The following is a 21,968-nucleotide window of genomic DNA, read 5'->3' as shown; positions in this document are numbered from 1 at the left end:
CTCCGGGCGCGTCGCGTCAGCGGGTGCCGCCGTAGGCCGCGGGAACGAGGTCTTTCCGGGCCTCACCCGTGCGCACGAGGTCGACGATCGCCTCGGCGACCACCCGCGGGTCATCGAAGGACGCCCCCGCCGTCATCGCTTCGGCGTCGGAGCGTCCGGCCTTGATCGAGGTGAGGAATTCCGTCTCCGTGGCGAAGGGGATGACGGTCGACACGGTGACACCCGTTCCCGCCAGTTCGTTGCGAGTGACCGCGGACAGCCGCTCCAGGGCGATCTTGGACGCGACGTAGCACCCGGTGCCGGGCACGTCGGCGAACGTGGTGCCCGAGCTGACATTGACGACGGCTCCGCTCCCGTTCGCTCTCATCGAGGGGAGGACCGCCTGCATCATGGCGAGGGGTGCGACGAGGTTGAGCTCGAGCACGTCCCGGAAGTCGCTCACCGACACCTGCTCGACCGTGGCCTGGAGTCCCTGTCCGGCGTTGTTCACGAGCACGTCGATACGGCCGAAGCGATCGAGCGCGGCCGTGGCGAGCGTGGAGATGTCGGTCTGGCTCGTGACGTCGCAGCGGACGGCGATCGCGTCGCCCAGTTCGAGGGCGAGGGCGCGGATGCGTTCTTCGCGGCGGGCGGCGAGGACCACGCGTGCCCCGGCGGCGGCGAACGCTCTCGCTGTCGCGGCGCCGATTCCCGACGAGGCGCCGGTCACGACGACGACGCTGTTCTGGATCTGCATGGGACCTCCCGTCCGGTTCACCGAAGCGATGAACACGAATAACGATACTCCAGAGTAGCGTTATTGCGGGTGGCTGTCGTATCCTCGACGGATGGACACTCCCGCGCCGCCGAGCCAGAAGAAGCGGGGTCGGCCCCGCGACCTCACCCGCGACGGCATGGTGCTGGCGGCCACGCTCGACCTGCTGGCGGAACGGGCCTACGAACAGGTCAGTCTGGACGAGGTCGCCGCGCGCACCGGCCGAGCAAAAACCACTCTCTACCGGCGCTGGGGAACGAAGGACGATCTCGTGCTCGCCGCCGTCCGGTCGATGGGGTACCCGCCCGAGATCGATGAGCTCCCCGACCGAGGATCGCTGCGCGACGACCTGATCGCCGTCATCGACTCGCCCTGGTTGGGGGGAGCATCCCGTCGTCTCACGCTCTTCGCCGGGCTCTCCGCCGCGTCGCATCGGTCGGCGACGCTGCGCGACATGGTCGCGACGCAGGTGACTCAGCCGTATGTCGAGGTGTACCGCCGGCTCCTGATCCGGGCGGTGGAGAGGGGACTTCTGTCGACGTCGGTCGTGGATCGCGTCGCCTCTCTCGCCGCGGTCATCCCGGCGATGAGCGGCTTGTCCTTCGCTCAGACGCCCGCCGGCCCGAGACGCGACGACTTCGTCTCCATCGTCGACGACGTGCTGCTGCCGGCGTGCGGGGCGGCCCCCTGATTCAGCCCGCCGCCACCCGTCCGTTCTCGAGCCGCACCGCGCGGTCGACGAGCCCCGCGGGAACCTCGACGTGCGAGGCCAGGACCACGGCGCGATCGCGGTCGACCGCGCCGAGCAGGTCACGCAGAAGGGCATCGGATGCCGCGGGGTCGACGCCCGCGGTGGGCTCGTCGAGCACGAGCACCGGGAAGTCGCGCAGGATCGCCCGGGCGAGAGCGAGGCGTTGCGCTTGGCCGCCCGAGACGAGTCCGCCCCGATCGCCCACGGCTGCCTCGAGGCCGCCGCGCTCTCGCGCCCAGTCGGCGAGTCCGACGCGATCGAGCACCGCCCACAGCTCCTCGTCGGTCGCGCTCTCGCGCGCGAACAGCAGGTTCTGGCGCACCGACTCGTCGAACAGGTACGGCACCTGTTCGATCAGGCCGACGGTGCGGCGCAGGTCGTCTCCCGAGATCTCGCGGGCCTCGCGTCCCCCGATCCGGTACGACCCCTCGTAGTCCAGCAAGCGCGTCAGCACGTGCGCGAGCGTGGTCTTTCCCGCCCCGCTCGGGCCCGTCACGAGGACGCGCTCGCCCGGGCCGACGCGGAGGTCGACGTCGTCGAGGCGGCCGGCGTCTGCGTCGGTGTCGCTGCGCGCCGGCCAGTGCGCCCGGATGCCGCTGAGCTCGATCCCCGCGCCGAGGGCGGGCGCCTGATCGGTCGGGGCCGGTTCGTCGTGGGGGAGTCCGTCGGGGACGGCCTCGGGTACGGCCTCGGCGATGCGCTCCGCCGCCGCCCGCACCTGCCGCCACGAGGCGAGGGCGAGCGGCACCGGCCCGAAGACCTCGAACACCGCCATCGGCAGCAGCACGACGACCGCGAGTCCCGGGCCCGACAGCGAGCCGCCGGTGACCGCGGGGGCGGCGACGAGCAGCGCGACGAGAGAAGCGACCCCCGCCAGCACCGACACCGCGCCCGCGGTGAGCCCCTGGGCTCCGCCGCGGCGCACGGCGGCCCGACGCAGGGCGGCATCGGCGCGGTGGACGCGTTCGGCCGCGGCATCCAGTGCTCCGTACGCGGTCAGCACGTCGAGATTGGTGAGAAGGTCGTGCACCGCGTCGGCGACGCCGGCGCGCAGAGGCGCGATCGAGCGCTCGGCGCGAGCACCCGCGGCCCACCCCAGGGCGACGGCGAGGCCGAAGGCGGCCACGAGGCATCCCAGCAGGACGAGAGCCGCGGGCCACGAGACGAACGCGGTGAAGATCACAGCGGCGAGCGAGGTCAGCGCGGCGGTCGTGAGTGGCAGCACGACGCGCAGGGGGAGGTTCTGCAGCTCATCGACGTCGTCGACGACGCTCGAGAGCAGCCCCCCGCGACGCGAGCGGGCGAGGCCGTCGGGAGCGAGCGGCACGAGCTCGCGCACGAGGTCGGAGCGGACCCCCGCGAGCCGGTGCAGGGCGGCATCGTGGCTCGTGAGGCGCTCGAGGTAGCGGAAGACCCCGCGCGACAGCGCGAACGCGCGCACCCCGACCACGGCCACCGACAGGTACATCACGAGCGGTTGCTCGGCGGCCCGCGCGATGAGCCAGGCGCTCGCCGCGAGCAGCGCGATCGAGCTCGCCGCCGTGCCGAAACCCGACAGCACCGCGGGCGCGAAGCGCCGGCGCGAGGGCATCGCCGATCGCAGGATGCCGCGGACGCGGGCGTTCACGAGCGCACCTCGGAACAAAGGGGGCTGCGCGTCGCACGGGCAGCGGTCTCCTCGACGGGCTCCGGAGCCTCGGGCGTCGGTTCCGGGAAGTCGACGTCCGGTTCGGGGGACGGGGTTCGCGGGTCGAGGAGCGGGGAGGCCAGTTCGACCACGCGGTCGGCGATCGCCCGGGCGGAGCGGCGATGCGAGACGAGCAGCACCCCGCGACCGGCGTCGGCCTCGCGGCGCAGGGTCGTCCACAGGTGCGCCTCGGTGTCGGCATCCAGAGCACTGCTGGGCTCGTCGAGCACGAGCACGGGCGTGCCGCCGACCCGCGCGCGGTACAGCGCCCGCGCGACGGCGACGCGCTGCGCCTGCCCGCCCGAGAGCCCCGCTCCACCGGCACCGAGGGGGGTGGCCGGGTCGACGTCGGCCGCTCCCGCGTCAGCCAAGGCCGCCACGATCCGGGCCGGGTCGGCGGTCGAGCCGAGCGAGACGTTCTCGGCGACGCTGCCCGAGACGAGCGCCGGCCGCTGTCCCGCCCACGCCACCGAGGCGCGGGCGTGCGGCACGGCGACGCCGTCGACGCGCACCTCGCCGTCGTGCTCCGCCCATCCGAGCAGGGCGGCGACCAGCGACGACTTGCCCACTCCGCTGGGGCCGGTCACGAGCACCACCTCGCCGGGCCACACCGACAGCGACACCGTCGGAAGAGCGTGCCCCTCGCGGTGCACCCGGACCCTGTCGAGCGCGATGGTCGAGCCGAGCGCCGGGGTGCCGGCATCCGGGATCCGCTCTTCGCGCGTCTCGACCGCGCGCGCGGCGTCGAGGGCGTCGAAGATCTCGTCGGTGGCAGCGACCCCCTCGGAGGCCGCGTGGAACTGCACCCCGACCTGTCGCAGCGGCAGGTACGCCTCGGGCGCCAGCAGCAGCACGAAGAGGCCGATCAGCAGCGTGAGGTCGCCCGAGAGCAGGCGGAAGCCGATGGTGACGGCGACGATCGCCACCGAGATGGAGGCGAGGAACTCCAGCGCGAATCCCGAGAGGAACGACACCCGCAGCACCGTCATCGTCTCGCGCGTGTAGTCGCGCGTGATGGTGTCGATCGAGCGCGCCGCCCGATGCTGACGCCCGAACGCCTTCAGCGTTCCGAGTCCCTCGACGGTATCGGCGAAGCGCGCGGCGAGGCGTCCGAGGGTGCGGAACTGCCGCTCCTGGACGCCGCGGGTCGCGAGGCCGATCAGCACCATGAACAGCGGGATCAGGGGGATCGTCAGCACGACGATCAGGCCCGACAGCGGGTCGGCGAGTGCGATGGCGCCGATGAGGATGGGCATGGTGATCGCGGTGGCCACGAGCTGCGGCAGGTAGCGACCGAAGTACGCGTCGAGCGCCTCGAGGCCGTGACCCGCCGTGAGCGACAACGACGCGGAATTGCGCCGGGCGAGCCAGCCCGGACCGAGGCGGCTCACCGCGCCGATGAGCGCTGCCCGCAGCTGCAGCGACGCTGCCGCCGCGCCGTGCGCCGACGCGCGCTCCGAGGCCGCGATCAGCACCCCCCGGAGGAGCACGAGGGATGCCGCGACCCCGACGTCTCCCCACAACTCGCCGACCGGTCGGCCCTGGATCACGCCGACCAGCGCGGCGCTGAGTGCCCACGCGAACCCGACGACGACCCCCGTCTGCGCGAGCACGATCGCCGCGGTCACGGCGAAGAAGGCGCGAGAGGCGGTGGCGTAGCGGAGCAGCCGCGGGTCGACGGGTTTCATGGGTCAGTGGGCGACGAGCGCGGCTTTCTCGATGCGGGCGCGGGTCACGCGTTTGCGGAACACCCAGTAGGTCCAGCCCTGGTAGGCGAGGATCAGCGGGAGGAAGATGAGCGCCGCCCAGCTCATGATGGTCAGCGTGTACTCGGTGCTCGAGGCGTTGTCGATGGTGAGGCTCGAGCCCGCCCCGAGCGTGGAGGGCATGACGTTCGGGAACAGCGCGAAGAACAGCGCGGCGACCGCGGCGACGATGGTCACCGCTCCCAGGGTGAAGGCGGTGCCTTCTCGGTCGCGGGCGTTCGAGACCCACGAGCCGATCAGCGTCAGCGCGGCGACGCCGGAGAGGGCGACCACGCCGAGGAACAGCGGAGCGTCCGCGGCGTTCGCGATCGTCCAGATGAGGAAGAGCGCGGCCAGGGCGATCGTGACGAGGCCCGCGCGGCCCGCGAGGCGTCGAGCGTCGGCGCGCACCTGGCCGTCGGTCTTCAGCGCCACGAAGTACACGCCGTGCAGGAAGAACAGGCTCAGGGTCGTGAGCCCGCCGAGGATGCCATAGGGGTTCAGCAGCGTCAGAACGGTGCCGACGTACTCGTGGTCGGCATCCAGGGGCACGCCCTGCACGATGTTCGCGAACGCGACGCCCCAGAGGAAGGCGGGGGCGGCGGATCCTGCGACGATCATGCGGTCGAAGGTCCGCTTCCACTTCAGTGAGTCGCGCTGGTGGCGGTACTCGAACGAGACGCCGCGGGCGATGAGGGCCAGCAGGATCGCGAGCAGCGGGAGGTAGAAGCCGCTGAACAGTGTCGCGTACCACTCCGGGAACGACGCGAACAGGGCCGCGCCGGCGACGATGACCCAGGTCTCGTTGAGGTCCCAGACGGGGCCGATCGTGTTGATGATCTGGCGGCGCGCGATGTCGTCCTTGCCGAGGAAGGGGAGCGACATGCCGACGCCGAAATCGAAGCCGTCGAGCACGAAGTAGCCGACGAAGAGGAAGGCGACGATCCAGAACCAGAGGTGTGCGAGGTCCATGAGGGGCTCCTAGTAGACCGTGGTCGGGGTGTTCTCGATGGAGTCGTCGTGCTCGGCATCCGGATCGGGCAGGGGCTCGGGGCCCTTCTGCGCGAACTTCACGATGAGACCGAACTCCACGACGGCGAGGGTGGCGTAGACGAGGGTGAAGGCGATCAGCGAGATCAGCACGCTCCAGCCGGGCACGCTGGGCGAGACGCCGTCCTGCGTGAGCATGAGCCCGAAGACGATCCACGGCTGCCGGCCCATCTCGGTGAAGAGCCAGCCGACGAGGCTCGCGAGCATCGGCAGCGGAGCGGCCCAGATCGCCACGCGCCACATCCACGGGGCGACCGGGCGGGTCGCCTTCTTTCGGGTCACCCAGAGGCCGACGACACTGACGAGCGCCGCGATGCCGCCGAGGGCGATCATCCAGCGGAACGCCCAGTAGGTGACCCAGAGGACGGGGGCGAAGTTGCCGTCGACCTGGTCGGCGAACTGCGGGAACATCTGCTGGCTGTAGAGGGTGTTGAGGTCGTTGATGCCCTCGACGCAGCCGTCGAGGGAGTGCGTGGACAGGATGCTGAGCAGGAAGGGCACGCGGATGGAGAACAGCTCGCTCGTTCCATCGGGCGTGCCGAGTGTGAAGATCGAGAACGACGCGTCCTGGCCGCAGACGGTGTTGAACGTCGCCTCGGCCGCCGCCATCTTCATCGGCTGCGTGGCCACCATGACCAGGCTCAGTTGGTCGCCCACGATCGCGACGAGCACGAAAGACACCAGCGTCGACCACAGACCGAAACGGAGCGTCTTGCGCATCATGTCGGTGTTGCGACCGCGCGCCATGTGCCAGGCCGAGACGGCGACGACGACCATCGCGGCGAACATCCAGCCCGCGAAGATCGTGTGCGGGAAGGCGGCGAGGGCGACGGGGTTCGTGAGCATCGCCCAGAAGTCCACGAGTTCGGCGCGGTGGCCGTCGGCCGACATCTGGTACCCGACCGGGTTCTGCATGAAGGCGTTGGCGGCGATGATGAAGTACGCCGACAGGGTGGCGCCGATGCCGGCCATCCAGATGCTCGCCAGGTGCGCGAGGCGGGGGAGCTTGTCCCACCCGAAGATCCAGAGGCCGATGAAGGTCGCCTCGAGGAAGAACGCGAGCAGCCCCTCGAAGGCGAGAGGTGCGCCGAAGACGTCGCCGACGAAGCGGGAGTAGGCCGACCAGTTCATGCCGAACTGAAACTCCTGCACGATTCCGGTGACCACGCCCATGGCGAAGTTGATGAGGAAGATCTTCCCGAAGAACCGGGTGATGTGAAGCCATCGCACGTCTCCGGTGCGGTACCAGACGGTCTGGAAGATCGCCACGATGAGCGACATCCCGAGCGTCAGGGGCACGAAGAGGAAGTGGTACAGCGTCGTCAACCCGAACTGCCAGCGGGCGAGGGCGAGAGGGTCGAGCCACTCCATCAGGAGCCTCCGATCGAACCGGACTGTGTGGTCAGACCACATGCTACGCCGGGGCCTTCCGGCGCGTCGGGCGATCCCTCGGCGTCGAACGATATACTCGGCAAGTCATTTCTCCGTCGCCAGGAGGCGCCCGTGTCCGTCCGTCTGAGCCTGCTCGCGATCCTCGATCGCGGCACCTGCTACGGCTCCCAGCTGCGGGCCGAGTACGAGCGCCGCACGGGCGCGCGGGTGAACGTCGGCCAGGTGTACACGACCCTCGAGCGCCTCGAGCGCGACGGGCTGGTACAGGGCGCCGGCCTCGACGACGAAGCGCGCGTGCTGTGGGAGGTGACCGCCGACGGTCGCGCCGAGCTGCGTGCGTGGCTCTCGGGGGCATCCCTGGTCGAGGGGCGCGACGACGTGGCCCTCAAGATCGCGCTCGCCGTGACGCTGCCGGGAGCGGATGTGCCCGGCATCCTGTCGGTCCAGCGCGAAGCGGTCCGTGCGGCGCTCGCCGAGGTGCAGGCGGAGCGGACGGATGCCGTTCCCGCGGCCATCGTGCTCACCGCTCGCCGGGTGCGACTCGAGGCCGACCTGCGGTGGCTCGACGAGGTCGAGACGCTCACGGCGGGGGTGGAGCCGTTCGACCTGTCGGACGAGCGTCCGCGCCGCGGTCGCCCCGCGCGCAGTGCCGTCTGACCTCGCCGTAGCTTCGATGCGACGTCTCGTCAAGGGCCGCGAGATTCACGGGTGAACGGCGCAGGCTGAGAGCACCCCGGAGGAGCCAAGGAGTCTCGCATGGTCATGGAAGCACCCCTCAGCCGCCCGGGATCATCGAAGGCTGCGGCCCGCGCCGCGGCGAAAGCGGCCCCGTCCTCCGCTCCGCCCGTCCTCACCGAGATCCCGTGGACACGCGTCGATCTCGACCTGTACGAGGTCGCCCGCGACGGGTACATCGTCGGGTACGTCGAGGTCGTCGGCGCCGTCTTCGTGGCCCTCGGCGGTGCGCGCTACGACCGCGCGGTCGAGGTGTCTCAGCACCTCACTTTCCACGCCGCCGTCGACGTCCTGGTGCGCCGCGCCTTCTGAACCCGACTCGGTGATCGGCGTCGGGTGAGGCTCGCCCGCGGGATGATCGGACGTGCGGGGTCAGCGCACGCGCGTATACCCGGCCTCGTCGATGGCTGCGGTGAGCGCGTCGTCGTCGGCCGTGCCCGCGATGCGCACGAGCGAAGCGTCGCCGACACGGAGTTCGACGTCGACGACCTCCACGCCGTCGAGCGCGTTGAGCTCTTCGGTGACCGCGCGCACGCAGTGCGCACAGGTCATCCCCTCGACGCGGATCACGTCGGTCGTCGCCGCGTCCGCGCGGACGGCAGGGGCGGATGCCGCGGCTCCGTGGCCGCACCCGCACCCGTCGCCGCACCCGCCGCCGGCGGGCGAGGTCGAGGTGAGGCCGAGGTCGATGCGCTGTTCGGTCATACGTGTCTCCTTACGAGCGGACCAGGCGAGCGATCGCCTGGTTGGCTTCTCTGAGCTTCTCTTCGGCGACGGGGCCGCCCTGTGCGGCCGCCTCGGCGACGCAGTGCGAGAGGTGGTCGTCGAGCAGTGAGAGGGCGACGTTCTCGAGAGCCTTGGTTACCGCGGAGACCTGGGTGAGGATGTCGATGCAGTACTGGTCGTCGTCGACCATGCGCGCGATGCCGCGCACCTGCCCCTCGGCGCGGCGCAGGCGCTTGAGGAGGTCGTCTTTGTGGCCCTCGTATCCGTGCATGGCTCCACGATACCCCCATGGGGTATACGTAGCACCGTCCTTCGTCCTGTCAACCCCCTCGAAATCTTCGGCTGACGAGCGGATGGTGGGCAAACCAGGAGGTCGACATGTTCTCTCGTCGCACCGGTGGTGGTCAGCGATGACCGCCGATCCCTTCCCCACCGGCCCCCACCGCCCCGTGCGCATCCCGCACCTGCCCCCGTTGCGCTCGCAGCGGCGACAATCGAAGGATGACGCGAACACTGGCAGCGCTTCCGGGCGCCGCCCGGAGGCTGTGTCTCAGCCGAAGAAACGGCGAGATCTGCACCCGTGAGGACGGCCACCGCGGCCTTCACCACCGCACCGGCGGACGGCTGCTCTGGAGCGACCTGCAAGCCGACCCGCCCGAGTGCGTCGCGGGTGGGACCCCCGCCGAACCCGCCCCCACCCTCGGCGACGGATTCCCCGGCGGCCGCGCACTCTGCCCGATCTGCTGGGCGTTCGTGAACCGCGACGACGGCGGCCTGCTCGAGCCCCACGATTCGTGGCGAGGTGACGACTCGCGCGCCGAGGCCGACCGCCGTCGCGAGTGGTTCAACGCGTACGGGTGGTGACGAGCGCCGCTCGACCGTCGACGACCTCGACGGTCTCGTCGAGTGCGTCTGCGTGCACGAGGTCGTGCGTCACGAGCAGCGTCGCCGTTTCGCGTTCCCGCGTGAGTCGTGACAGCAGAGCCATGATCTCCCCGCCCCGGGTGCTGTCGAGAGCGCTCGTCGGCTCGTCGACCAGCAGTACCCGCGGCTCGTGCACGAGAGCACGGGCGATCGCCACCCGCTGACGTTGACCGCCGGAGAGCTGGGCGGGCCGACGATCCGCCAGGGCGCCGAGACCGACGGCCTCGAGCAGCTCGTCGACCCGCGAACGAACGAGCACGCGCCGTTCGCGCCGGCCGGGGCCGCCGAGCTCGGCCATGACCCGCAGCTGCTCGCGAGCGGTGAGGGCCGGAAGCAATTGCGGCTGCTGGAACACGATGCCGATGCTCTGACGCCGCAGCGCCGTCGCCGCCGCGGCGCCGAGCCGGGTGGCATCCGTCCCCGCGACGATCACCCGCCCGGAGTCGGATCGCACGAGGGTGGCGGCCAGGGCCAGGAGGCTCGATTTGCCCGAACCCGAGGGGCCGGTGATGCCGGTCACGAGGCCCGGTCGTCCCTCCAGCGTGACATGGTCGACGGCGGTGACGCGGGCGTCTCCGTCGGGGTAGGTCAGGGTGACGTCGTCGAGAAGGATCATCGGGTGCTCCCGAGGGCGGTGAGGGGGTCGGACGAGATGACGGTGCGGAGAGAGACGGCCGCACCGAGAAGGCCGAGCGCGATCAAACCCGCTGCGGGAGCGAGAGTTGTCAGCGGGCTCAGAACGAAGGGCAGCGCGCCACCCGCGAGGACGCCGAGCAGGGCGGTCAGGCCGATGCCGACCCCTACCCCTCCCACGAGAAGCACGAGGGCCTGGCCGAGAGCGTCGCGCACGAGAGCGGGGGTGCTCGCCCCGAGGGCCTTGAGCACGGCGATGTCGGCCGAGCGCTGCATGCTCCACACGGTGAAGAACGCGCCGACCACGAGCGCCGAGACGCCGAACAGCATCGCGATCATCAACGCGAGCGAGCCGATCTCGGAGCGGAACGTCGACAGCGCGGTGAGACTCGCCAGGGGAGTGGATGCCGTGGTGCCGGTGTCGGCGGCGACGGAGTCCCACGCGGGGGAGCCGGTGACGGCGAGCACCGTCGGCTGCCCCGTCCCACCCAGACGCTGGTCGAGGGCCGTCCAGGCGGCCGTGCTGAGCGTGACGACGGGCGTATGGCTGTACCAGTCGTCGCCACCGATCGCGGCCACACGGTACGACGAGCCCGCGACGGATACGTCGTCGCCCACCACCGCGTCCAGGGCCTTCGCGGCCCCCGCCGACAGGTCGACCTCGTCGTCGCGGCGCGGGGCGGCGAAGGCCGTTCCCGCGTCGAGGCCGAAGAGGGCGACGGCCGTCGCGGCGCCCGGTCCCTCGACCCGTGTCTGCAAGATGCCGACGGGGGTGACCGTCTCGACGCCCGGGGCCGCGCGCCACGCGGCGACGGTGTCGGCCGCGATGGCGGAATCCGCGAAGGTCGCACTCGCGCCCTCGATCGGGTGCAGCACGAGCCGGTCTGCGGGCAGGGCGATCACGGCCGAGACGTTCTGCACGGCCAGACCGCCCGTGAGACCCGACAGGAACCCGACGAGCAGGGTGACGAGGGCGACGACCGCCCCGATGAGGGCGAATCGCCCGCGGGCGAACCGCAGATCGCGCCATGCGACGTACACGTCGCCTCCTTTCGCCGACGACTCTCGCCGGCACCGTTCCACCCTCGCCCGGACCGCCCTGGCCGTCATCGGCGGGGTGGGCGAACCTCTCCTCCACCTTTCGGATGATCCGCCGAGGTCCCGGCATCCGTAGCCTGGATCGGGAAATGACCCATCGTCCCCTCGCCCCCGTCTTCGCGGGGCTGCGCGCGGGCTTGCACGCCCTCTTCGGCGGCCTGCTCGCTCTCGTCGTCGCGCGCGTGCTGCTGACGGACGGGTCGGTGCTCGCCCTCGTGCTCGCGGGAGCGCTGGGCGCGGTGTACCTCGCGGGCCTCTGGATCGCCCGCGCGGGGCGATCGCGGCGCGGCGTGGTGTGGGTGGCGGCGCTCACGGTGGTGTGGGCGGCACTGGTGTGGCTCGTCCCCGAGGCGGCGTACCTCGTCTTCCCGCTGTTCTTCCTGTATCTGCACGTGCTGCCCGGGGTCGCCGGTCCCGTGGCGGTCGTCGGCGCGACCGCTCTCACGATCGCCGCGTTCGCCGTCCACGGGGGCCTCACCGTCGGCGGCGTCGTCGGGCCTGTCGTCGGTGCGGGTGTGGCGCTGCTCATCGGCCTGGGCTACGGAGCCCTCGAGCGACGGGCGGCGGAGCGTGAAGCCCTCATGGCCGAGCTCCTCGCCACGCGCGATCGGCTCGCGGCCGCCGAGCGCGAGCAGGGCACCCTCGCCGAGCGGGCGCGACTGGCGCGGGAGCTGCACGACACCGTGGCGCAGGGGCTCTCCAGCATCCAGATGCTCCTCCACGCCGCGGAGCGGGCGGACGCCGACGGCCCCGGTATCGACCACGTTCGACTCGCTCGTCAGACCGCGGCCGACGGTCTCGCCGAGACTCGCCGGTTCATCCGCGAACTCTCGCCGCCGAGCCTCGATCGTGGCCTGGGGTCCGCCCTCGAGCGTCTGGCCGCCGGGTGGGGGACCCGCGAGGGCATCGACGTCGAGGTCGAGGTGGATGCCGCGGTCTCGCTGCCCATGGACGCGCAGACCGCCCTGCTGCGCATCGCCCAGGGCGCCCTCGCGAACGTCGCCCAGCACGCCGGGGCGCGGCGCGTGAGTATGCGGCTCGTGCCGCAGTCGAGCGGTGCGCGTCTGACGATCTCCGACGACGGCGCCGGGTTCGATGCGAGCGGCGCCGAGGCCGCGGCAGCCGGAACCGACTCCTTCGGGCTGCGGGCCATGCGCGAGCGCGTCGACCAGCTCGACGGCGTGCTCGAGGTCGACAGCGCGCCCGGCGTCGGTTCGACCATCACCGTGGTGCTGCCGGGAGCGACGTCGTGATCCGCGTGCTCATCGCCGACGACCACCCGGTCGTACGTGCCGGCGTCCGCGCCCTGCTCGACGCCGAGCACGACATCGCGGTCATCGGCGAGGCCGCCACCGCAGACGAAGCCGTCACGCTCGCCGAATCGCTCGCTCCGGAGCTCGTCCTGATGGACCTGCAGTTCGGCGAGCGGGCCGCCGGCGCCGAGGCCACCCGGCGGGTGCGCGCCCTGGCCGCGCCGCCGTACGTGCTCGTGCTGACGAACTACGACACCGACGGCGACATCCTCGGTGCCGTCGAGGCGGGCGCCAGCGGTTATCTGCTGAAGGACGCCCCGCCCCACGAGCTGCTCGCGGGCGTCCGCGCCGCCGCCGCGGGGCAGAGCGCCCTGGCTCCGGCCATCGCGGGGCGCCTGCTGGCCCGCCTGCGCGAGCCCCGGGTGACGCTCTCGGCGCGCGAGATCGAGGTGGTTCGTCTCGTCGCGCGAGGCGCCTCGAACGCCGAGGTCGCCGCGCGCCTGCACATCACCGACGCGACGGTGAAATCCCACCTCGCGCACGTGTTCTCCAAGCTCGGCGTCTCGTCGCGCACCGCCGCCGTCTCGGCCGCGCGGAGTCTCGGCATCCTGCGCTGAACGCGCGGGCCACGGGCGCGCCCCGTACGATGGCTGCATGATCCGGGTGCACGTCGTCGGGGTCGCACTGGATCCGGCGCAGCAGCACGTCATCCTGCTGAAGCCCGTCGACACCACGACGGACGGCGACCGGGTGCTTCCCGTCTGGATCGGGCCGCAGGAGGCCATGTCGATCCTCGTCGCGATCGAACGCACCGGCTCGCCGCGTCCTCTCGCGCACGACCTCATGACCGCGATGCTCGGTGAACTGTCGGCCTCCGTGGATCGCGTCGAGATCACCCACCTCGACGAGGGGACCTTCCACGCGCGGGTGGTGGTGAACACCCCGGCGGGGCCGCGGACCTTCGACTCCCGTCCCTCGGATGCCATCGCCCTCGCGGCACGCGCCGATGCTCCGATCCTCGTGGCGGACGCCGTGTTCGACGAGGCCGCGGTGCCCGACGAGACCGTGGAGCTCGACGGTGGGGGCGCCGACGAGGACCGTGTCGAGGAATTCCGACGGTTCCTTGACGACGTCGATCCCGCGGATTTCCAGGGCTAGCACCGATCCTTCGTGCCCTCGTACGCTCCTAGACTCGCGGAGGGGCCGCGTGCGGCGGCCGTGATCCACGACGAACGGGGAACCAATGCAACTCGCCATGGTCGGACTCGGACGAATGGGCGCCAACATCGTCCGCAGGCTCATGAGGGACGGTCACGGCTGCGTCGTGTTCGACGTGAACCAGGATGCCGTGGCATCCCTGGTCGCGGAGGGGGCCACCGGGGCGACGAGCATCGCCGATCTCGCCTCGAAACTGCAGAAGCCCCGCGCCGTATGGCTCATGATCCCCGCCGGTCTCACCGGCACGGTCGTCGACGAGGTCGCCGCCGTCCTCGAGCCGGGCGACATCATCATCGACGGCGGCAACTCGAACTACCGCGACGACGTGCGCCGGGCGAAGAAGCTCGACGAGAGCGGCATCCACTACGTCGACGTGGGCACGAGCGGCGGAGTCTTCGGTCTCGAGCGCGGCTACTGCCTCATGGTGGGCGGCCACGACGAGGCCGTCGCGCACCTCGAGCCGGTCCTGCGCACCGTCGCCCCCGGGCCGGGAGAGGTCGAGCGCACGCCCGGTCGCACCGGCGACTACACCACCGAGGAGCGCGGCTATCTGCACTGCGGCCCCTCCGGCTCGGGTCACTTCGTGAAGATGGTCCACAACGGCATCGAGTACGGCATCATGGCGGCTCTCGCCGAGGGGCTGAACGTGCTCAACAACGCCGACGCGGGACTGCACCAGGGGGAGCACTCCGCCGAGGTCGCTCCCCTCGAGGAGCCCGAGTTCTACCAGTTCGACATCGACACGGCCCGCGTCACCGAGCTCTGGCGCCGCGGCTCGGTCATCTCGTCGTGGCTGCTCGACCTCACCGCGGCGGCTCTCGCCCAGAACCCGACGCTCGATGGTCTGGCTGGTCGCGTGTCCGACTCGGGCGAGGGGCGCTGGACCGTCAAGGCCGCCGTCGACACGGGCGTGCCGGTGCCCGTGCTGGCCGCGTCGCTGTTCGAGCGGTTCGCCTCGCGCGGCGAGGACCACTTCGCCAACCAGGTGCTCTCGGCGATGCGTCTGCAGTTCGGCGGGCACCAGGAACTGCCGGCGGGCGATGTGCTCGAGGCAGGTCAGAAGAAGGCCGAGAGCGGCCGCGACTGACCCCTACGACGACGCCCCCGCCGCCGGTCATCGGGCCGGCGGCGGGGGCGTCGTCGTTCGTCCGCGGCGCCCCGGGGGAGACTAGAGGGATGAGCAGTACCGATTCCCCGTCGCCCGCTGACCGCTACGTCGTCGCCACCGACGGCGCCTGCAAGGGCAACCCCGGGCCTGCCGGGTGGGCCTGGGTCGGCGAAGACGGACACTGGGCGGCCGGATCGATCCCCGAGGGCACGAACAACATCGGCGAGCTGCTCGGGCTCCTGCACGCCATCACCGACCATGCCGACGTGCGCGAGCTCGTGGTGCAGGCCGATTCGAAGTACGCCATCGACACCTACTCGAAGTGGATGGACGGCCATCGCCGCCGCGGCTGGGTCACGAGCGCGAAGAAGCCGGTCGCCAACCAGGGCATCCTCGAAGCCCTCATCGCCGCCCGTGACGCCCGACGGGCCGCGGGCCTGCCCGACGTCGAACTCGAACACGTGCGCGGGCACTCGGGGCACGTGCTCAACTCGTGGGCCGACGAGCGCGCCGTGCGCGCGTCGCAGCACGCCGCGAAGGGTGAGGAGCTGATCTGGACCTCGCTTCGCGGTCTCGACACGCTTGAGGTGTCGTCGGCGCCTCCGCGTTCTGCGGCTGACCGCAACGGGCGTTAGGCGCCGATGACTTCCGCCTCTTCGGCGGGTGTGAGTCCGGCGCGGCGGGGGCGGTCCAGTCCGCGCTCGCGCTCATCGTCGAGCGTGCGGCGTATCGTCTCGGCGAGGGAGCGGCGTCGCCCTCCGGATGCCACGAAGGCGGCGTCGCTGCGCCGTGCGAATCCGCCCGCGCTCTCGGGCAGCCACAGGGGGAGTGAGCGCGGCCCGGCCCAGTAGGCGACGCCGCGCGCGATGAGGGTGTCATCGTCGAGGGTGACGGTCTCGCTCGCCGTTCCGGCCGCATCGCGGGCCGCCGCGAGCACCGCGGCGAGCGGCAGTTCTTCGCCGACCGCGTTGATCGGGCCCGTGACACCCGTGCGTCCGGCGTGCGCGATCCACGCGGCGAGATCGTCCACGTCGATCGCCTGGACGTGACGGTCGGCCGCCACGGGCGCGACGACCCGCCCGCCGCGGGCATAGCGCGCGGGCCAGTAGCCGAAGCGGTCGGTGGGATCGCCCGGCCCCGCGATCAGCCCCGCCCGCGCGAGGAGCACCCGGTCACCCAGTCGCGCCGAGGTGAGCCGTTCGGCGTGCACCTTGGCATCCGCGTACTGCTCGAGGTCGCTCGGCTCGACGAGCTCCGCCGACTCGTCGGCGAAGGGGATGTCCGAGCGGGCATACACCGAGACGCTCGAGATCAGGCTCCAGTGCGCTGCGCGGTCGGCGAGGGCGTCGAGGGCGGATGCCACGAATCCCGGGTCCCACGAGAGCTCGACCACCTCGTCCCAGTCGCGCTGCACGCGCGCGTAGGAGTCGGGGTCGTTGCGGTCGGCGCGGATCAGTCGTGCACCTGGTGCCGTCTCGCCGGATTCGCCGCGGGCGAGGCAGGTGACCTCGGCCCCCTGCGCGAGGGCCTGCGCCGCGACGGCGCGGCCGAGCCATCCGGTTCCACCGAGGATGAGGAGCTGTCGCATGCGGGCCAGCAAACCATCTTCGGCGGCGCCAGGTCGACGGGGTTCGCGGACGGCGGACGAGGACCCGTGGTCGCTCCCCGTCGTTGTCCACAGGTGAAGGGATCATGGCATTTTCGGCATGAACTTTCCGCTAGTTTCTCCGCCACGGCATACGTCCCCGCCAGGGGACCCGACGAAGGGGTGGGAAAGATGACGGATGGACACGCTCAACACATGCTCGGTCGCCCGACCGGAGCGTTCGTGGGGGCCTCGTGGGTGGCGCTCGGGCTGGGGGCCTCGGTGTACTTCATCGGCCTGTACAACGCACAGATGACGCTCGCCGAGAAGGGGTTCTACCTCGCGGTCTTCCTGCTCGGTCTCTTCGCCGCCATCTCGGTGCAGAAGGCCGTCCGCGACCGTGCGGAAGACATCCCCGTGACCGGCGCTTACCTCGGCGTCGCCTGGGGCATGCTTCTCGTCGCGCTCGCCCTCATGGCGGTCGGCCTCTGGAACGCCGAGCTGCTGCTGTCCGAGAAGGGCTTCTACGGCATCGGCTTCGCGATGAGCCTCTTCGCCGTTGTCGCGGTGCAGAAGAACGTGCGTGACCTCGCGGCGTTCCGGAACCTCCACCCCGACAGTGCGCCGGCGGAGTACACCGCCTTCCCGGCGAACGGGTGACGCCTCAGCCGACCGGCGTCCCCTGGTGGAACAGGCACCGCGGTGCGGGGTCGCAGCGCCAGAGGGACGACCGGCGGCTGACGCGGTTCTCGAAGCGCAGCAGATAGGTCAAGAGGACCGTGTCAGGTCCGACGAGCCGACTCTCTCGTTCTTCGACGAGGGACGAGGAGTCGGTTCCCGGTTCATCCCCCAGGGCGGCGACGATCCCGTCTCGCGTCCACCGACGGCCGGACTGGCCGACCTCGACGAACTCGGGGTCGAGCAACCGGTTCAGCTCGCGAGGGTTCGAGCGCACCGCCGGATGCAGAAGCGTCTCTTCGGCCGCCCAGGCCGTGACGATGAGGGCGTCGGCATCCAAGGCCCTTCCGTGGATGACGTAGAAGCGCTGGATCCCGGCGGTCTCGCGTCCCCACGTGCTCGCGGCGACGCGGCGCTGGTGCGCGTCGAAAGCCGCTTCATCGACGAAGCGCTCCGACACGCTCCAGACGCCGTCGGTGTCGGTGGGGTCGACGTCGAAAGAGAGGCATCCCGGTTCCGCACGTGTCAGAGCGATGTGCTCGGCGAGATGTGCGCGCACGCGCTGCGCCTCGGTGGCGTCGGCGCAGCGCAACTCGCCGCGGAGCGTCACCTCGGGTCCACGCGGCACGGGCGTCGTGGAGCCACTCGCCCAGTCGCGGCGCAGAACGCTGTAGGCGACGGATGCCAGGGGGTCGCCGCCCTCGACGGGCCAGCCGTCGCGGTAGTGCGCCTCGAGCACCCAGCCGCATCGTTCGAAGACCCGCCGCATGGCGACGTTGTCGTCGCGGGTCTGCCCCTCGAATCGGATGACGCCGGGGTGGTGAGAGAAGACGAGGTGGGTCGCGGCCGACAACGCCGCCGAGCCGAAGCCTCGACCGCGGGCGCCGTCGGCGAGCCGCAGATCGACCGTCGCGGTGGCGTCTTGCAGGTCCTCCAGCCGGATCACACCGACGCGGCCGTCCCTCTCGTCGTCGATCCAGAAGGTCTCGACGTCGTCGCCGTCCCAGGAGCCCGCGCGGATGTCGTCCTCGACCTGCGCGACCGTCGGACGCACGCGCACGTGGAAAGGGAAGGTGTTCGAGGTGAGGAACGCCGTCAGCGCGGCGCGATCGTCTGCACCCGAGAGATCGACACGCGTCAGAGAGATGCCCACGTGTCCACCGTAGACACGAACGCCCCGCGGCGGCGGATCGAGGCGCGGGTACCCTGGAAAGCCGTCCCTGCCCGTCGTCATGGGCGGGTTCGGTTCCCCGCGTTCAGCCCCCCTCCCAGGAGCATCCCATCGCCGTCTCGCCCTCTCCGACACGGATCCGCGCCCTCCGCACCGCGTCCCTCGCCACCGCCGGTATCGGTGCCGCGATCACCATGGGTGCCCTGGGGCCATGGTTCACCCCCGTCATCCTCCTCGTCGCGACGGCGGGAGCGCTGCTGGTGATCTGGCGCACCAGCGCGGGTGCCATCGGCGCGCGGGCGATCGTGCCGGTGCTCGCTGTCGTCGTCGTGCTGACGATCGCGGCGTTGCTCGGGGTCATCGGCATCCTGCCCTCCGCGTGGGTGTGGGCCGCTCTCGGCGCCTACGCGGTGGCGTGGGGCGAGTACCTCGTGTCGCAGACCATCGCCCGCTCGCGGGGGCTGACGGAGTACCGGTGATTCCCGTCGCGTTCCGTCTCGTCGCGGCCGTGGCGCGCGCCCACGAGCGCGGCTGGCAGGGGATCCGCATCAACACGAACCTCTACGCGACGGGGCACTGGCGGTGCCGCGTGTTCGTTCCCGAACCGGGCGAGACGCACGACAGTCCTCTCGAGCGGGAGAGTAACGTCGTGCTGAGGTACTCCAGCGCGGGCGGAGAGGACGTCTTCCAGGACGGGCGCACCGACTGGACGGCCGAGACCCTGGCCGACCGCTTCATCGAGCTCGCGCGGCCCCACGCCGCGGCATCCGAACCGGATCCGGGGTACGCGACCTGGCTCGCCGAGCTGCGCCGTCGAACCGCAGGCGGAGCGTTCTGGATGGTCGAGGACGCGATGAGCCGCCAAGCCCTGTGGCGTGAGCGGGGGCTCGTCTGCCTCTGGTATGCCGACGCTCAGGCGGAGCAGGCGGATGCCACGGGCGCCGTCGATCAGAACGGGTTGACGCTCGACGGCACGATGCGGGTGCCGCCGTCGCGCTGAGCAGCGCGGTTCGCGTCACCGCAGCTCGAGGCACATGAGCCCCGGCCGATCGTCCCACGACGGGACGACCTCGAAACCCGCGGCGCGGTACATCCGCACCGCGGGCTCACGCCAATCCCAGACCGACAGACGCACCGGTCGCACGGCTCCGTTGAGCGCAGCCGTGAGCAACGCGGTTCCGACGCCTCGCCCCCGGGCGCGCGGATCGGTCCACACCCGCGAGAGTTCCGTGCCTTCGGGCACGGTCGATGAGACGACGAGACCGACATCTGCGCCGTCGACGGTGGCGATGAGGGCGTGCCGGCCCGCGAATGCCGCCGCCGGGTCGTCGATCTCCCGCGCGTAGCGCTCGGGAAAGATGTCGGCGGCGAGCCCGCGTTCGTCCTTCTCCGCCTCCGTCTGCCGCAGGTACGCCCCGACGAGGGCGCTGACGGCCGCGCCGTCTCGCGGGAAGACGGCTTCGCGGATGGTGACGCTCACCCTCTCACCGTACGACTCGGCGCGAAACGCCGAACGGACCCGGATGCCGATCGAGTCGGCATCCGGATCCGTCCGGGGAGTCGTTCAGACCGTCGCGAGGGTCGACTGCCATCCGAGGGCGGGGGCGACGTGCTTCGCGAAGTTCTCGACCAGGCGGAGGTTGAACTCCACCCCCATCTGAGACGGGATCGTGAGCATGAGCGTGTCGGCGCTCATCACGGCGGCGTCGTTCTGCAGCTGCTCGACGAGCTTGTCGGGGGTCGCGGCGTAGGTCTTGCCGAAGGTCGAGCGCATGCCGTCGATCACGCCGATCTGGTCGCTGCCGGCCGAGCCGCCGAAGTACATCTCGTCTTCCGCGGTGACGATGGGGAAGATGCTGCGGCTGACCGAGGTGCGCGGTTCGCCCTCGTGGCCGGCCTCGCGCCACGCGGCGCGGAACGCATCGAGCTGCTGCGCCTGCAGGAGGTCGAAGGGCGTGCCGTCGGCCTCGGTGAGCAGCGTCGATGACATGAGGTTAACGCCGATCCGCCCGGCCCACTCCGCGGTGGCCGTGGTGCCGGCGCCCCACCAGATGCGCTTGCGCAGGCCGGGGGAGTGCGGCTCGATGCGCTGCAGGCCGGTGCCGCCGCCGAAGGGGCTCATCGGATCGCGCTCGGCGAGACCCTCGCCGTCGATCGCGCGGAGGAACAGGTCGAAGTGCTCGCGGGCGATGTCGCCGCCGCGCGGATCCTCGGACCCGGTGTAGCCGAAGGCCTCGTAGCCGCGGACGACCGTCTCGGGTGACCCGCGGCTCACGCCCAGGGCGAGGCGGTTGGCGCTGATGAGGTCGACGGATGCCGCCTCCTCGGCGAGCATGAGGGGGTTCTCGTATCGCATGTCGATGACGCCGGTGCCGACCTCGATGCGCGAGGTGCGCGCGGCGATGGCGGCGAGCAGGGGCATGGGGGCCGCCTGCTGGCGTGCGAAGTGGTGCACGCGGAACGAGACGCCGTTGACCCCGAGGTCGTCCATGCCCTGGGCGAGGTCGATCGCCTGGAGCATCGAGTCGCCGGCGCTGAGCTGGCGACCGCCGCCGAGGGGGCCGTAATGGCCGAAGGAGAGTGTGCCGAAGGAGCGCATGACGTGTGTAACGCCGCGGTCGGTGATCTATTCCCACGCATATACCGGGAGTCGGCCCCGGCCCCCGGGAGGTGTGGAACCATTCTGGATATGGACGACGATGTGCGTGAGGAGTTGCGTCTGTTGCGCGCGCGGGCCTACGGCCCCGAGGCCGACATCGCCGACGACCCGGTCGCCGTCTCGCGTCTTCGAGACCTCGAAGAGCTCGAGCGCGAGGACCGGCTCCCCACGGCTCCGCGAACGCCGCCCGCCCCGCCGGCGGGTTCGAGCGCCGCGGTCGCGTCCGCGCAGCACGACGAGGAGGACGAGGAGGACGAGGAGGACGAGGAGGAGATCCGCCGCGAGCGCCCTCCCCTCGTGCACTCGAAGCGCCGCCTCTGGGCATGGGCGGTCTCGCTGGCCGTGGTCGCCGCCCTCGCCAGCGCGGCAACCGCGATGAGCGTGTCGTTCGTGCCCGTGACCGCGACGGCGGGAGCACCCCAGGTCGACACACTCGTGCCCGACCCGGACTCCTCGGCTCCCGCCGTGTTCGGTGAGCGCACGGGCGCGGAACGCGGCTACGAGAACTACTACGGGGTTGCGGCGTTCACGGGGCGGGCTGCCACCGACGCGACCGACAACCGCAACCCCTGTCTCTACCTGCTCGACGCCGACGAGGTGGACGCCGACGAAACGCGCGGCTTCCGCGGCAACTTCGTCTACGGCGGCTGCGGAGCCGGGGTGTTCCCCGCCACCGTGCAGTTCGTCGTCGCCGACGGCATGCCCGCCGCCTTCGTCCAGCGCTTCCCGGTCGGCACGAGCGTGCAGTTCGTCTTCGACGGCGAGAACGTGGGCGTCTTCAGCGACAGGGGCTGAGCCCGC

At 71.4% G+C, this 21,968-nt stretch carries 26 protein-coding genes; 13 read left to right on the top strand and 13 right to left on the bottom strand.

Annotated features, from left to right (window positions below; translation table 11 throughout):
• Window positions 1-16: 16 nt before the first annotated feature.
• The gene (locus tag DEU35_RS08285) at window positions 17-736 is read right to left on the bottom strand and encodes an SDR family oxidoreductase (RefSeq protein ID WP_116239363.1); all 720 of its coding nucleotides are present in this window, start codon (window positions 734-736) and stop codon (window positions 17-19) included.
• Between the two features lie 91 nt (window positions 737-827).
• Here DEU35_RS08285 and DEU35_RS08280 point away from each other — a divergent pair, with 91 nt between their 5' ends.
• Entirely contained in the window at window positions 828-1,445 is a 618-nt protein-coding gene (locus tag DEU35_RS08280) for a TetR/AcrR family transcriptional regulator (protein ID WP_116239200.1), read from the top strand.
• A 1-nt stretch (window position 1,446) separates the two neighbouring features.
• Here the strand turns inward: DEU35_RS08280 and cydC are convergent, their stop codons facing one another.
• From cydC to DEU35_RS08260, 4 genes are read right to left on the bottom strand one after another with little or no spacing between them, the layout of a single operon-like run.
• Window positions 1,447-3,132 (bottom strand): thiol reductant ABC exporter subunit CydC, encoded by a 1,686-nt coding sequence (gene cydC, locus DEU35_RS08275; protein ID WP_258873426.1) that lies wholly within the window; start codon window positions 3,130-3,132, stop codon window positions 1,447-1,449.
• A complete protein-coding gene (gene cydD / locus DEU35_RS08270; RefSeq protein ID WP_116239199.1) occupies window positions 3,129-4,880 on the bottom strand; it encodes a thiol reductant ABC exporter subunit CydD in 1,752 nt (583 codons plus the stop codon). The genes cydC and cydD overlap by 4 nt, the downstream gene beginning before the upstream one ends.
• A 3-nt stretch (window positions 4,881-4,883) precedes the next feature.
• Entirely contained in the window at window positions 4,884-5,909 is a 1,026-nt protein-coding gene (gene cydB, locus DEU35_RS08265; RefSeq protein WP_116239198.1) for a cytochrome d ubiquinol oxidase subunit II, read from the bottom strand.
• Between the two features lie 9 nt (window positions 5,910-5,918).
• A complete protein-coding gene (locus DEU35_RS08260) occupies window positions 5,919-7,358 on the bottom strand; it encodes a cytochrome ubiquinol oxidase subunit I (RefSeq protein ID WP_103206005.1) in 1,440 nt (479 codons plus the stop codon).
• Between the two features lie 132 nt (window positions 7,359-7,490).
• Between DEU35_RS08260 and DEU35_RS08255 the strand changes: the two genes are divergently transcribed.
• Complete coding sequence (locus tag DEU35_RS08255; protein ID WP_103206006.1) at window positions 7,491-8,036, top strand: PadR family transcriptional regulator; 546 nt, start codon at window positions 7,491-7,493, stop codon at window positions 8,034-8,036.
• A 99-nt stretch (window positions 8,037-8,135) separates the two neighbouring features.
• Window positions 8,136-8,426, top strand: a complete 291-nt coding sequence (locus DEU35_RS08250) for a hypothetical protein (protein ID WP_174799648.1) — start codon at window positions 8,136-8,138, stop codon at window positions 8,424-8,426.
• A gap of 60 nt (window positions 8,427-8,486) precedes the next feature.
• Here the strand turns inward: DEU35_RS08250 and DEU35_RS08245 are convergent, their stop codons facing one another.
• Both DEU35_RS08245 and DEU35_RS08240 read right to left on the bottom strand, forming a co-directional pair.
• Window positions 8,487-8,819 (bottom strand): heavy-metal-associated domain-containing protein, encoded by a 333-nt coding sequence (locus DEU35_RS08245; protein ID WP_116239197.1) that lies wholly within the window; start codon window positions 8,817-8,819, stop codon window positions 8,487-8,489.
• Window positions 8,820-8,829: 10 nt separating this feature from the next.
• Window positions 8,830-9,111 carry a metal-sensitive transcriptional regulator gene (locus DEU35_RS08240; RefSeq protein ID WP_103206009.1) on the bottom strand — a complete coding sequence of 94 codons (282 nt, stop codon included), beginning with the start codon at window positions 9,109-9,111 and terminating at the stop codon, window positions 8,830-8,832.
• Between the two features lie 230 nt (window positions 9,112-9,341).
• Between DEU35_RS08240 and DEU35_RS08235 the strand changes: the two genes are divergently transcribed.
• Entirely contained in the window at window positions 9,342-9,704 is a 363-nt protein-coding gene (locus DEU35_RS08235; RefSeq protein WP_246078013.1) for a hypothetical protein, read from the top strand.
• On the opposite strand, the gene DEU35_RS08230 is transcribed toward DEU35_RS08235, so the two are convergent.
• Both DEU35_RS08230 and DEU35_RS08225 read right to left on the bottom strand, forming a co-directional pair.
• Entirely contained in the window at window positions 9,685-10,380 is a 696-nt protein-coding gene (locus tag DEU35_RS08230; RefSeq protein WP_116239196.1) for an ABC transporter ATP-binding protein, read from the bottom strand. The two genes, DEU35_RS08235 and DEU35_RS08230, sit on opposite strands and share 20 nt — an antisense overlap.
• Entirely contained in the window at window positions 10,377-11,438 is a 1,062-nt protein-coding gene (locus DEU35_RS08225) for an FtsX-like permease family protein (RefSeq protein ID WP_116239195.1), read from the bottom strand. Before DEU35_RS08225 ends, DEU35_RS08230 begins: the two co-directional genes overlap by 4 nt.
• Window positions 11,439-11,584: 146 nt before the next feature.
• Here DEU35_RS08225 and DEU35_RS08220 point away from each other — a divergent pair, with 146 nt between their 5' ends.
• The 5 genes from DEU35_RS08220 to DEU35_RS08200 all read left to right on the top strand — a co-directional run bounded on the left by DEU35_RS08220 (window position 11,585) and on the right by DEU35_RS08200 (window position 15,709).
• The gene (locus DEU35_RS08220; RefSeq protein ID WP_116239194.1) at window positions 11,585-12,748 is read left to right on the top strand and encodes a sensor histidine kinase; all 1,164 of its coding nucleotides are present in this window, start codon (window positions 11,585-11,587) and stop codon (window positions 12,746-12,748) included.
• Window positions 12,745-13,365, top strand: a complete 621-nt coding sequence (locus DEU35_RS08215; protein ID WP_116239193.1) for a response regulator transcription factor — start codon at window positions 12,745-12,747, stop codon at window positions 13,363-13,365. The genes DEU35_RS08220 and DEU35_RS08215 overlap by 4 nt, the downstream gene beginning before the upstream one ends.
• 37 nt (window positions 13,366-13,402) lie before the next feature.
• Window positions 13,403-13,906 (top strand): bifunctional nuclease family protein, encoded by a 504-nt coding sequence (locus DEU35_RS08210; RefSeq protein WP_116239192.1) that lies wholly within the window; start codon window positions 13,403-13,405, stop codon window positions 13,904-13,906.
• A gap of 85 nt (window positions 13,907-13,991) precedes the next feature.
• Window positions 13,992-15,053: a phosphogluconate dehydrogenase (NAD(+)-dependent, decarboxylating) gene (gene gnd, locus DEU35_RS08205; RefSeq protein ID WP_116239191.1), complete on the top strand. Its 1,062-nt coding sequence runs from the start codon at window positions 13,992-13,994 to the stop codon at window positions 15,051-15,053.
• A gap of 89 nt (window positions 15,054-15,142) precedes the next feature.
• Window positions 15,143-15,709: a ribonuclease H gene (locus DEU35_RS08200; RefSeq protein ID WP_103206016.1), complete on the top strand. Its 567-nt coding sequence runs from the start codon at window positions 15,143-15,145 to the stop codon at window positions 15,707-15,709.
• Here DEU35_RS08200 and DEU35_RS08195 read toward each other — a convergent pair.
• Window positions 15,706-16,662, bottom strand: coding sequence for an NAD-dependent epimerase/dehydratase family protein (locus DEU35_RS08195; RefSeq protein WP_116239190.1), 957 nt, complete (start codon window positions 16,660-16,662; stop codon window positions 15,706-15,708). The two genes, DEU35_RS08200 and DEU35_RS08195, sit on opposite strands and share 4 nt — an antisense overlap.
• A 189-nt stretch (window positions 16,663-16,851) precedes the next feature.
• Here DEU35_RS08195 and yiaA point away from each other — a divergent pair, with 189 nt between their 5' ends.
• Entirely contained in the window at window positions 16,852-17,319 is a 468-nt protein-coding gene (gene yiaA / locus DEU35_RS08190) for an inner membrane protein YiaA (RefSeq protein ID WP_116239189.1), read from the top strand.
• A 4-nt stretch (window positions 17,320-17,323) separates the two neighbouring features.
• On the opposite strand, the gene DEU35_RS17525 is transcribed toward yiaA, so the two are convergent.
• Complete coding sequence (locus tag DEU35_RS17525; RefSeq protein WP_181904612.1) at window positions 17,324-18,490, bottom strand: GNAT family N-acetyltransferase; 1,167 nt, start codon at window positions 18,488-18,490, stop codon at window positions 17,324-17,326.
• 212 nt (window positions 18,491-18,702) lie between these two features.
• On the opposite strand from DEU35_RS17525, the gene DEU35_RS08175 reads away from it, so the two are divergent.
• Both DEU35_RS08175 and DEU35_RS08170 read left to right on the top strand, forming a co-directional pair.
• The gene (locus DEU35_RS08175) at window positions 18,703-18,987 is read left to right on the top strand and encodes a hypothetical protein (RefSeq protein WP_103206019.1); all 285 of its coding nucleotides are present in this window, start codon (window positions 18,703-18,705) and stop codon (window positions 18,985-18,987) included.
• Window positions 18,984-19,508 carry a hypothetical protein gene (locus DEU35_RS08170; protein WP_116239188.1) on the top strand — a complete coding sequence of 175 codons (525 nt, stop codon included), beginning with the start codon at window positions 18,984-18,986 and terminating at the stop codon, window positions 19,506-19,508. The genes DEU35_RS08175 and DEU35_RS08170 overlap by 4 nt, the downstream gene beginning before the upstream one ends.
• A gap of 15 nt (window positions 19,509-19,523) precedes the next feature.
• On the opposite strand, the gene DEU35_RS08165 is transcribed toward DEU35_RS08170, so the two are convergent.
• Together DEU35_RS08165 and DEU35_RS08160 are read right to left on the bottom strand one after the other, a co-directional pair.
• On the bottom strand, window positions 19,524-19,988 hold the full coding sequence (locus tag DEU35_RS08165) for a GNAT family N-acetyltransferase (RefSeq protein WP_116239187.1): 465 nt from the start codon (window positions 19,986-19,988) through the stop codon (window positions 19,524-19,526).
• An 84-nt stretch (window positions 19,989-20,072) separates the two neighbouring features.
• Window positions 20,073-21,107 (bottom strand): LLM class flavin-dependent oxidoreductase, encoded by a 1,035-nt coding sequence (locus DEU35_RS08160; protein ID WP_116239186.1) that lies wholly within the window; start codon window positions 21,105-21,107, stop codon window positions 20,073-20,075.
• Window positions 21,108-21,197: 90 nt separating this feature from the next.
• Here DEU35_RS08160 and DEU35_RS08155 point away from each other — a divergent pair, with 90 nt between their 5' ends.
• On the top strand, window positions 21,198-21,962 hold the full coding sequence (locus DEU35_RS08155) for a hypothetical protein (RefSeq protein WP_116239185.1): 765 nt from the start codon (window positions 21,198-21,200) through the stop codon (window positions 21,960-21,962).
• The last annotated feature ends 6 nt before the right edge of the window (window positions 21,963-21,968 follow it).

Source organism: Microbacterium sp. AG157, from assembly GCF_003385695.1.
Lineage (GTDB): Bacteria > Actinomycetota > Actinomycetes > Actinomycetales > Microbacteriaceae > Microbacterium > Microbacterium testaceum.
Note: the sequence above shows the minus strand (reverse complement) of the source record. Positions and strands in the feature narration are given on the sequence as shown.

Coding starts and splice junctions, on each gene's coding strand:
- DEU35_RS08285 (WP_116239363.1), bottom strand. CDS start 736: ATGCAGATCCAGAACAGCGTCGTCGTCGTGACCGGCGCCTCGTCGGGA.
- DEU35_RS08280 (WP_116239200.1), top strand. CDS start 828: ATGGACACTCCCGCGCCGCCGAGCCAGAAGAAGCGGGGTCGGCCCCGC.
- cydD (WP_116239199.1), bottom strand. CDS start 4,880: ATGAAACCCGTCGACCCGCGGCTGCTCCGCTACGCCACCGCCTCTCGC.
- cydB (WP_116239198.1), bottom strand. CDS start 5,909: ATGGACCTCGCACACCTCTGGTTCTGGATCGTCGCCTTCCTCTTCGTC.
- DEU35_RS08260 (WP_103206005.1), bottom strand. CDS start 7,358: ATGGAGTGGCTCGACCCTCTCGCCCTCGCCCGCTGGCAGTTCGGGTTG.
- DEU35_RS08250 (WP_174799648.1), top strand. CDS start 8,136: ATGGTCATGGAAGCACCCCTCAGCCGCCCGGGATCATCGAAGGCTGCG.
- DEU35_RS08245 (WP_116239197.1), bottom strand. CDS start 8,819: ATGACCGAACAGCGCATCGACCTCGGCCTCACCTCGACCTCGCCCGCC.
- DEU35_RS08240 (WP_103206009.1), bottom strand. CDS start 9,111: ATGCACGGATACGAGGGCCACAAAGACGACCTCCTCAAGCGCCTGCGC.
- DEU35_RS08235 (WP_246078013.1), top strand. CDS start 9,342: ATGACGCGAACACTGGCAGCGCTTCCGGGCGCCGCCCGGAGGCTGTGT.
- DEU35_RS08230 (WP_116239196.1), bottom strand. CDS start 10,380: ATGATCCTTCTCGACGACGTCACCCTGACCTACCCCGACGGAGACGCC.
- DEU35_RS08220 (WP_116239194.1), top strand. CDS start 11,585: ATGACCCATCGTCCCCTCGCCCCCGTCTTCGCGGGGCTGCGCGCGGGC.
- DEU35_RS08210 (WP_116239192.1), top strand. CDS start 13,403: ATGATCCGGGTGCACGTCGTCGGGGTCGCACTGGATCCGGCGCAGCAG.
- gnd (WP_116239191.1), top strand. CDS start 13,992: ATGCAACTCGCCATGGTCGGACTCGGACGAATGGGCGCCAACATCGTC.
- DEU35_RS08200 (WP_103206016.1), top strand. CDS start 15,143: ATGAGCAGTACCGATTCCCCGTCGCCCGCTGACCGCTACGTCGTCGCC.
- DEU35_RS08195 (WP_116239190.1), bottom strand. CDS start 16,662: ATGCGACAGCTCCTCATCCTCGGTGGAACCGGATGGCTCGGCCGCGCC.
- yiaA (WP_116239189.1), top strand. CDS start 16,852: ATGACGGATGGACACGCTCAACACATGCTCGGTCGCCCGACCGGAGCG.
- DEU35_RS08175 (WP_103206019.1), top strand. CDS start 18,703: ATGGGTGCCCTGGGGCCATGGTTCACCCCCGTCATCCTCCTCGTCGCG.
- DEU35_RS08160 (WP_116239186.1), bottom strand. CDS start 21,107: ATGCGCTCCTTCGGCACACTCTCCTTCGGCCATTACGGCCCCCTCGGC.
- DEU35_RS08155 (WP_116239185.1), top strand. CDS start 21,198: ATGGACGACGATGTGCGTGAGGAGTTGCGTCTGTTGCGCGCGCGGGCC.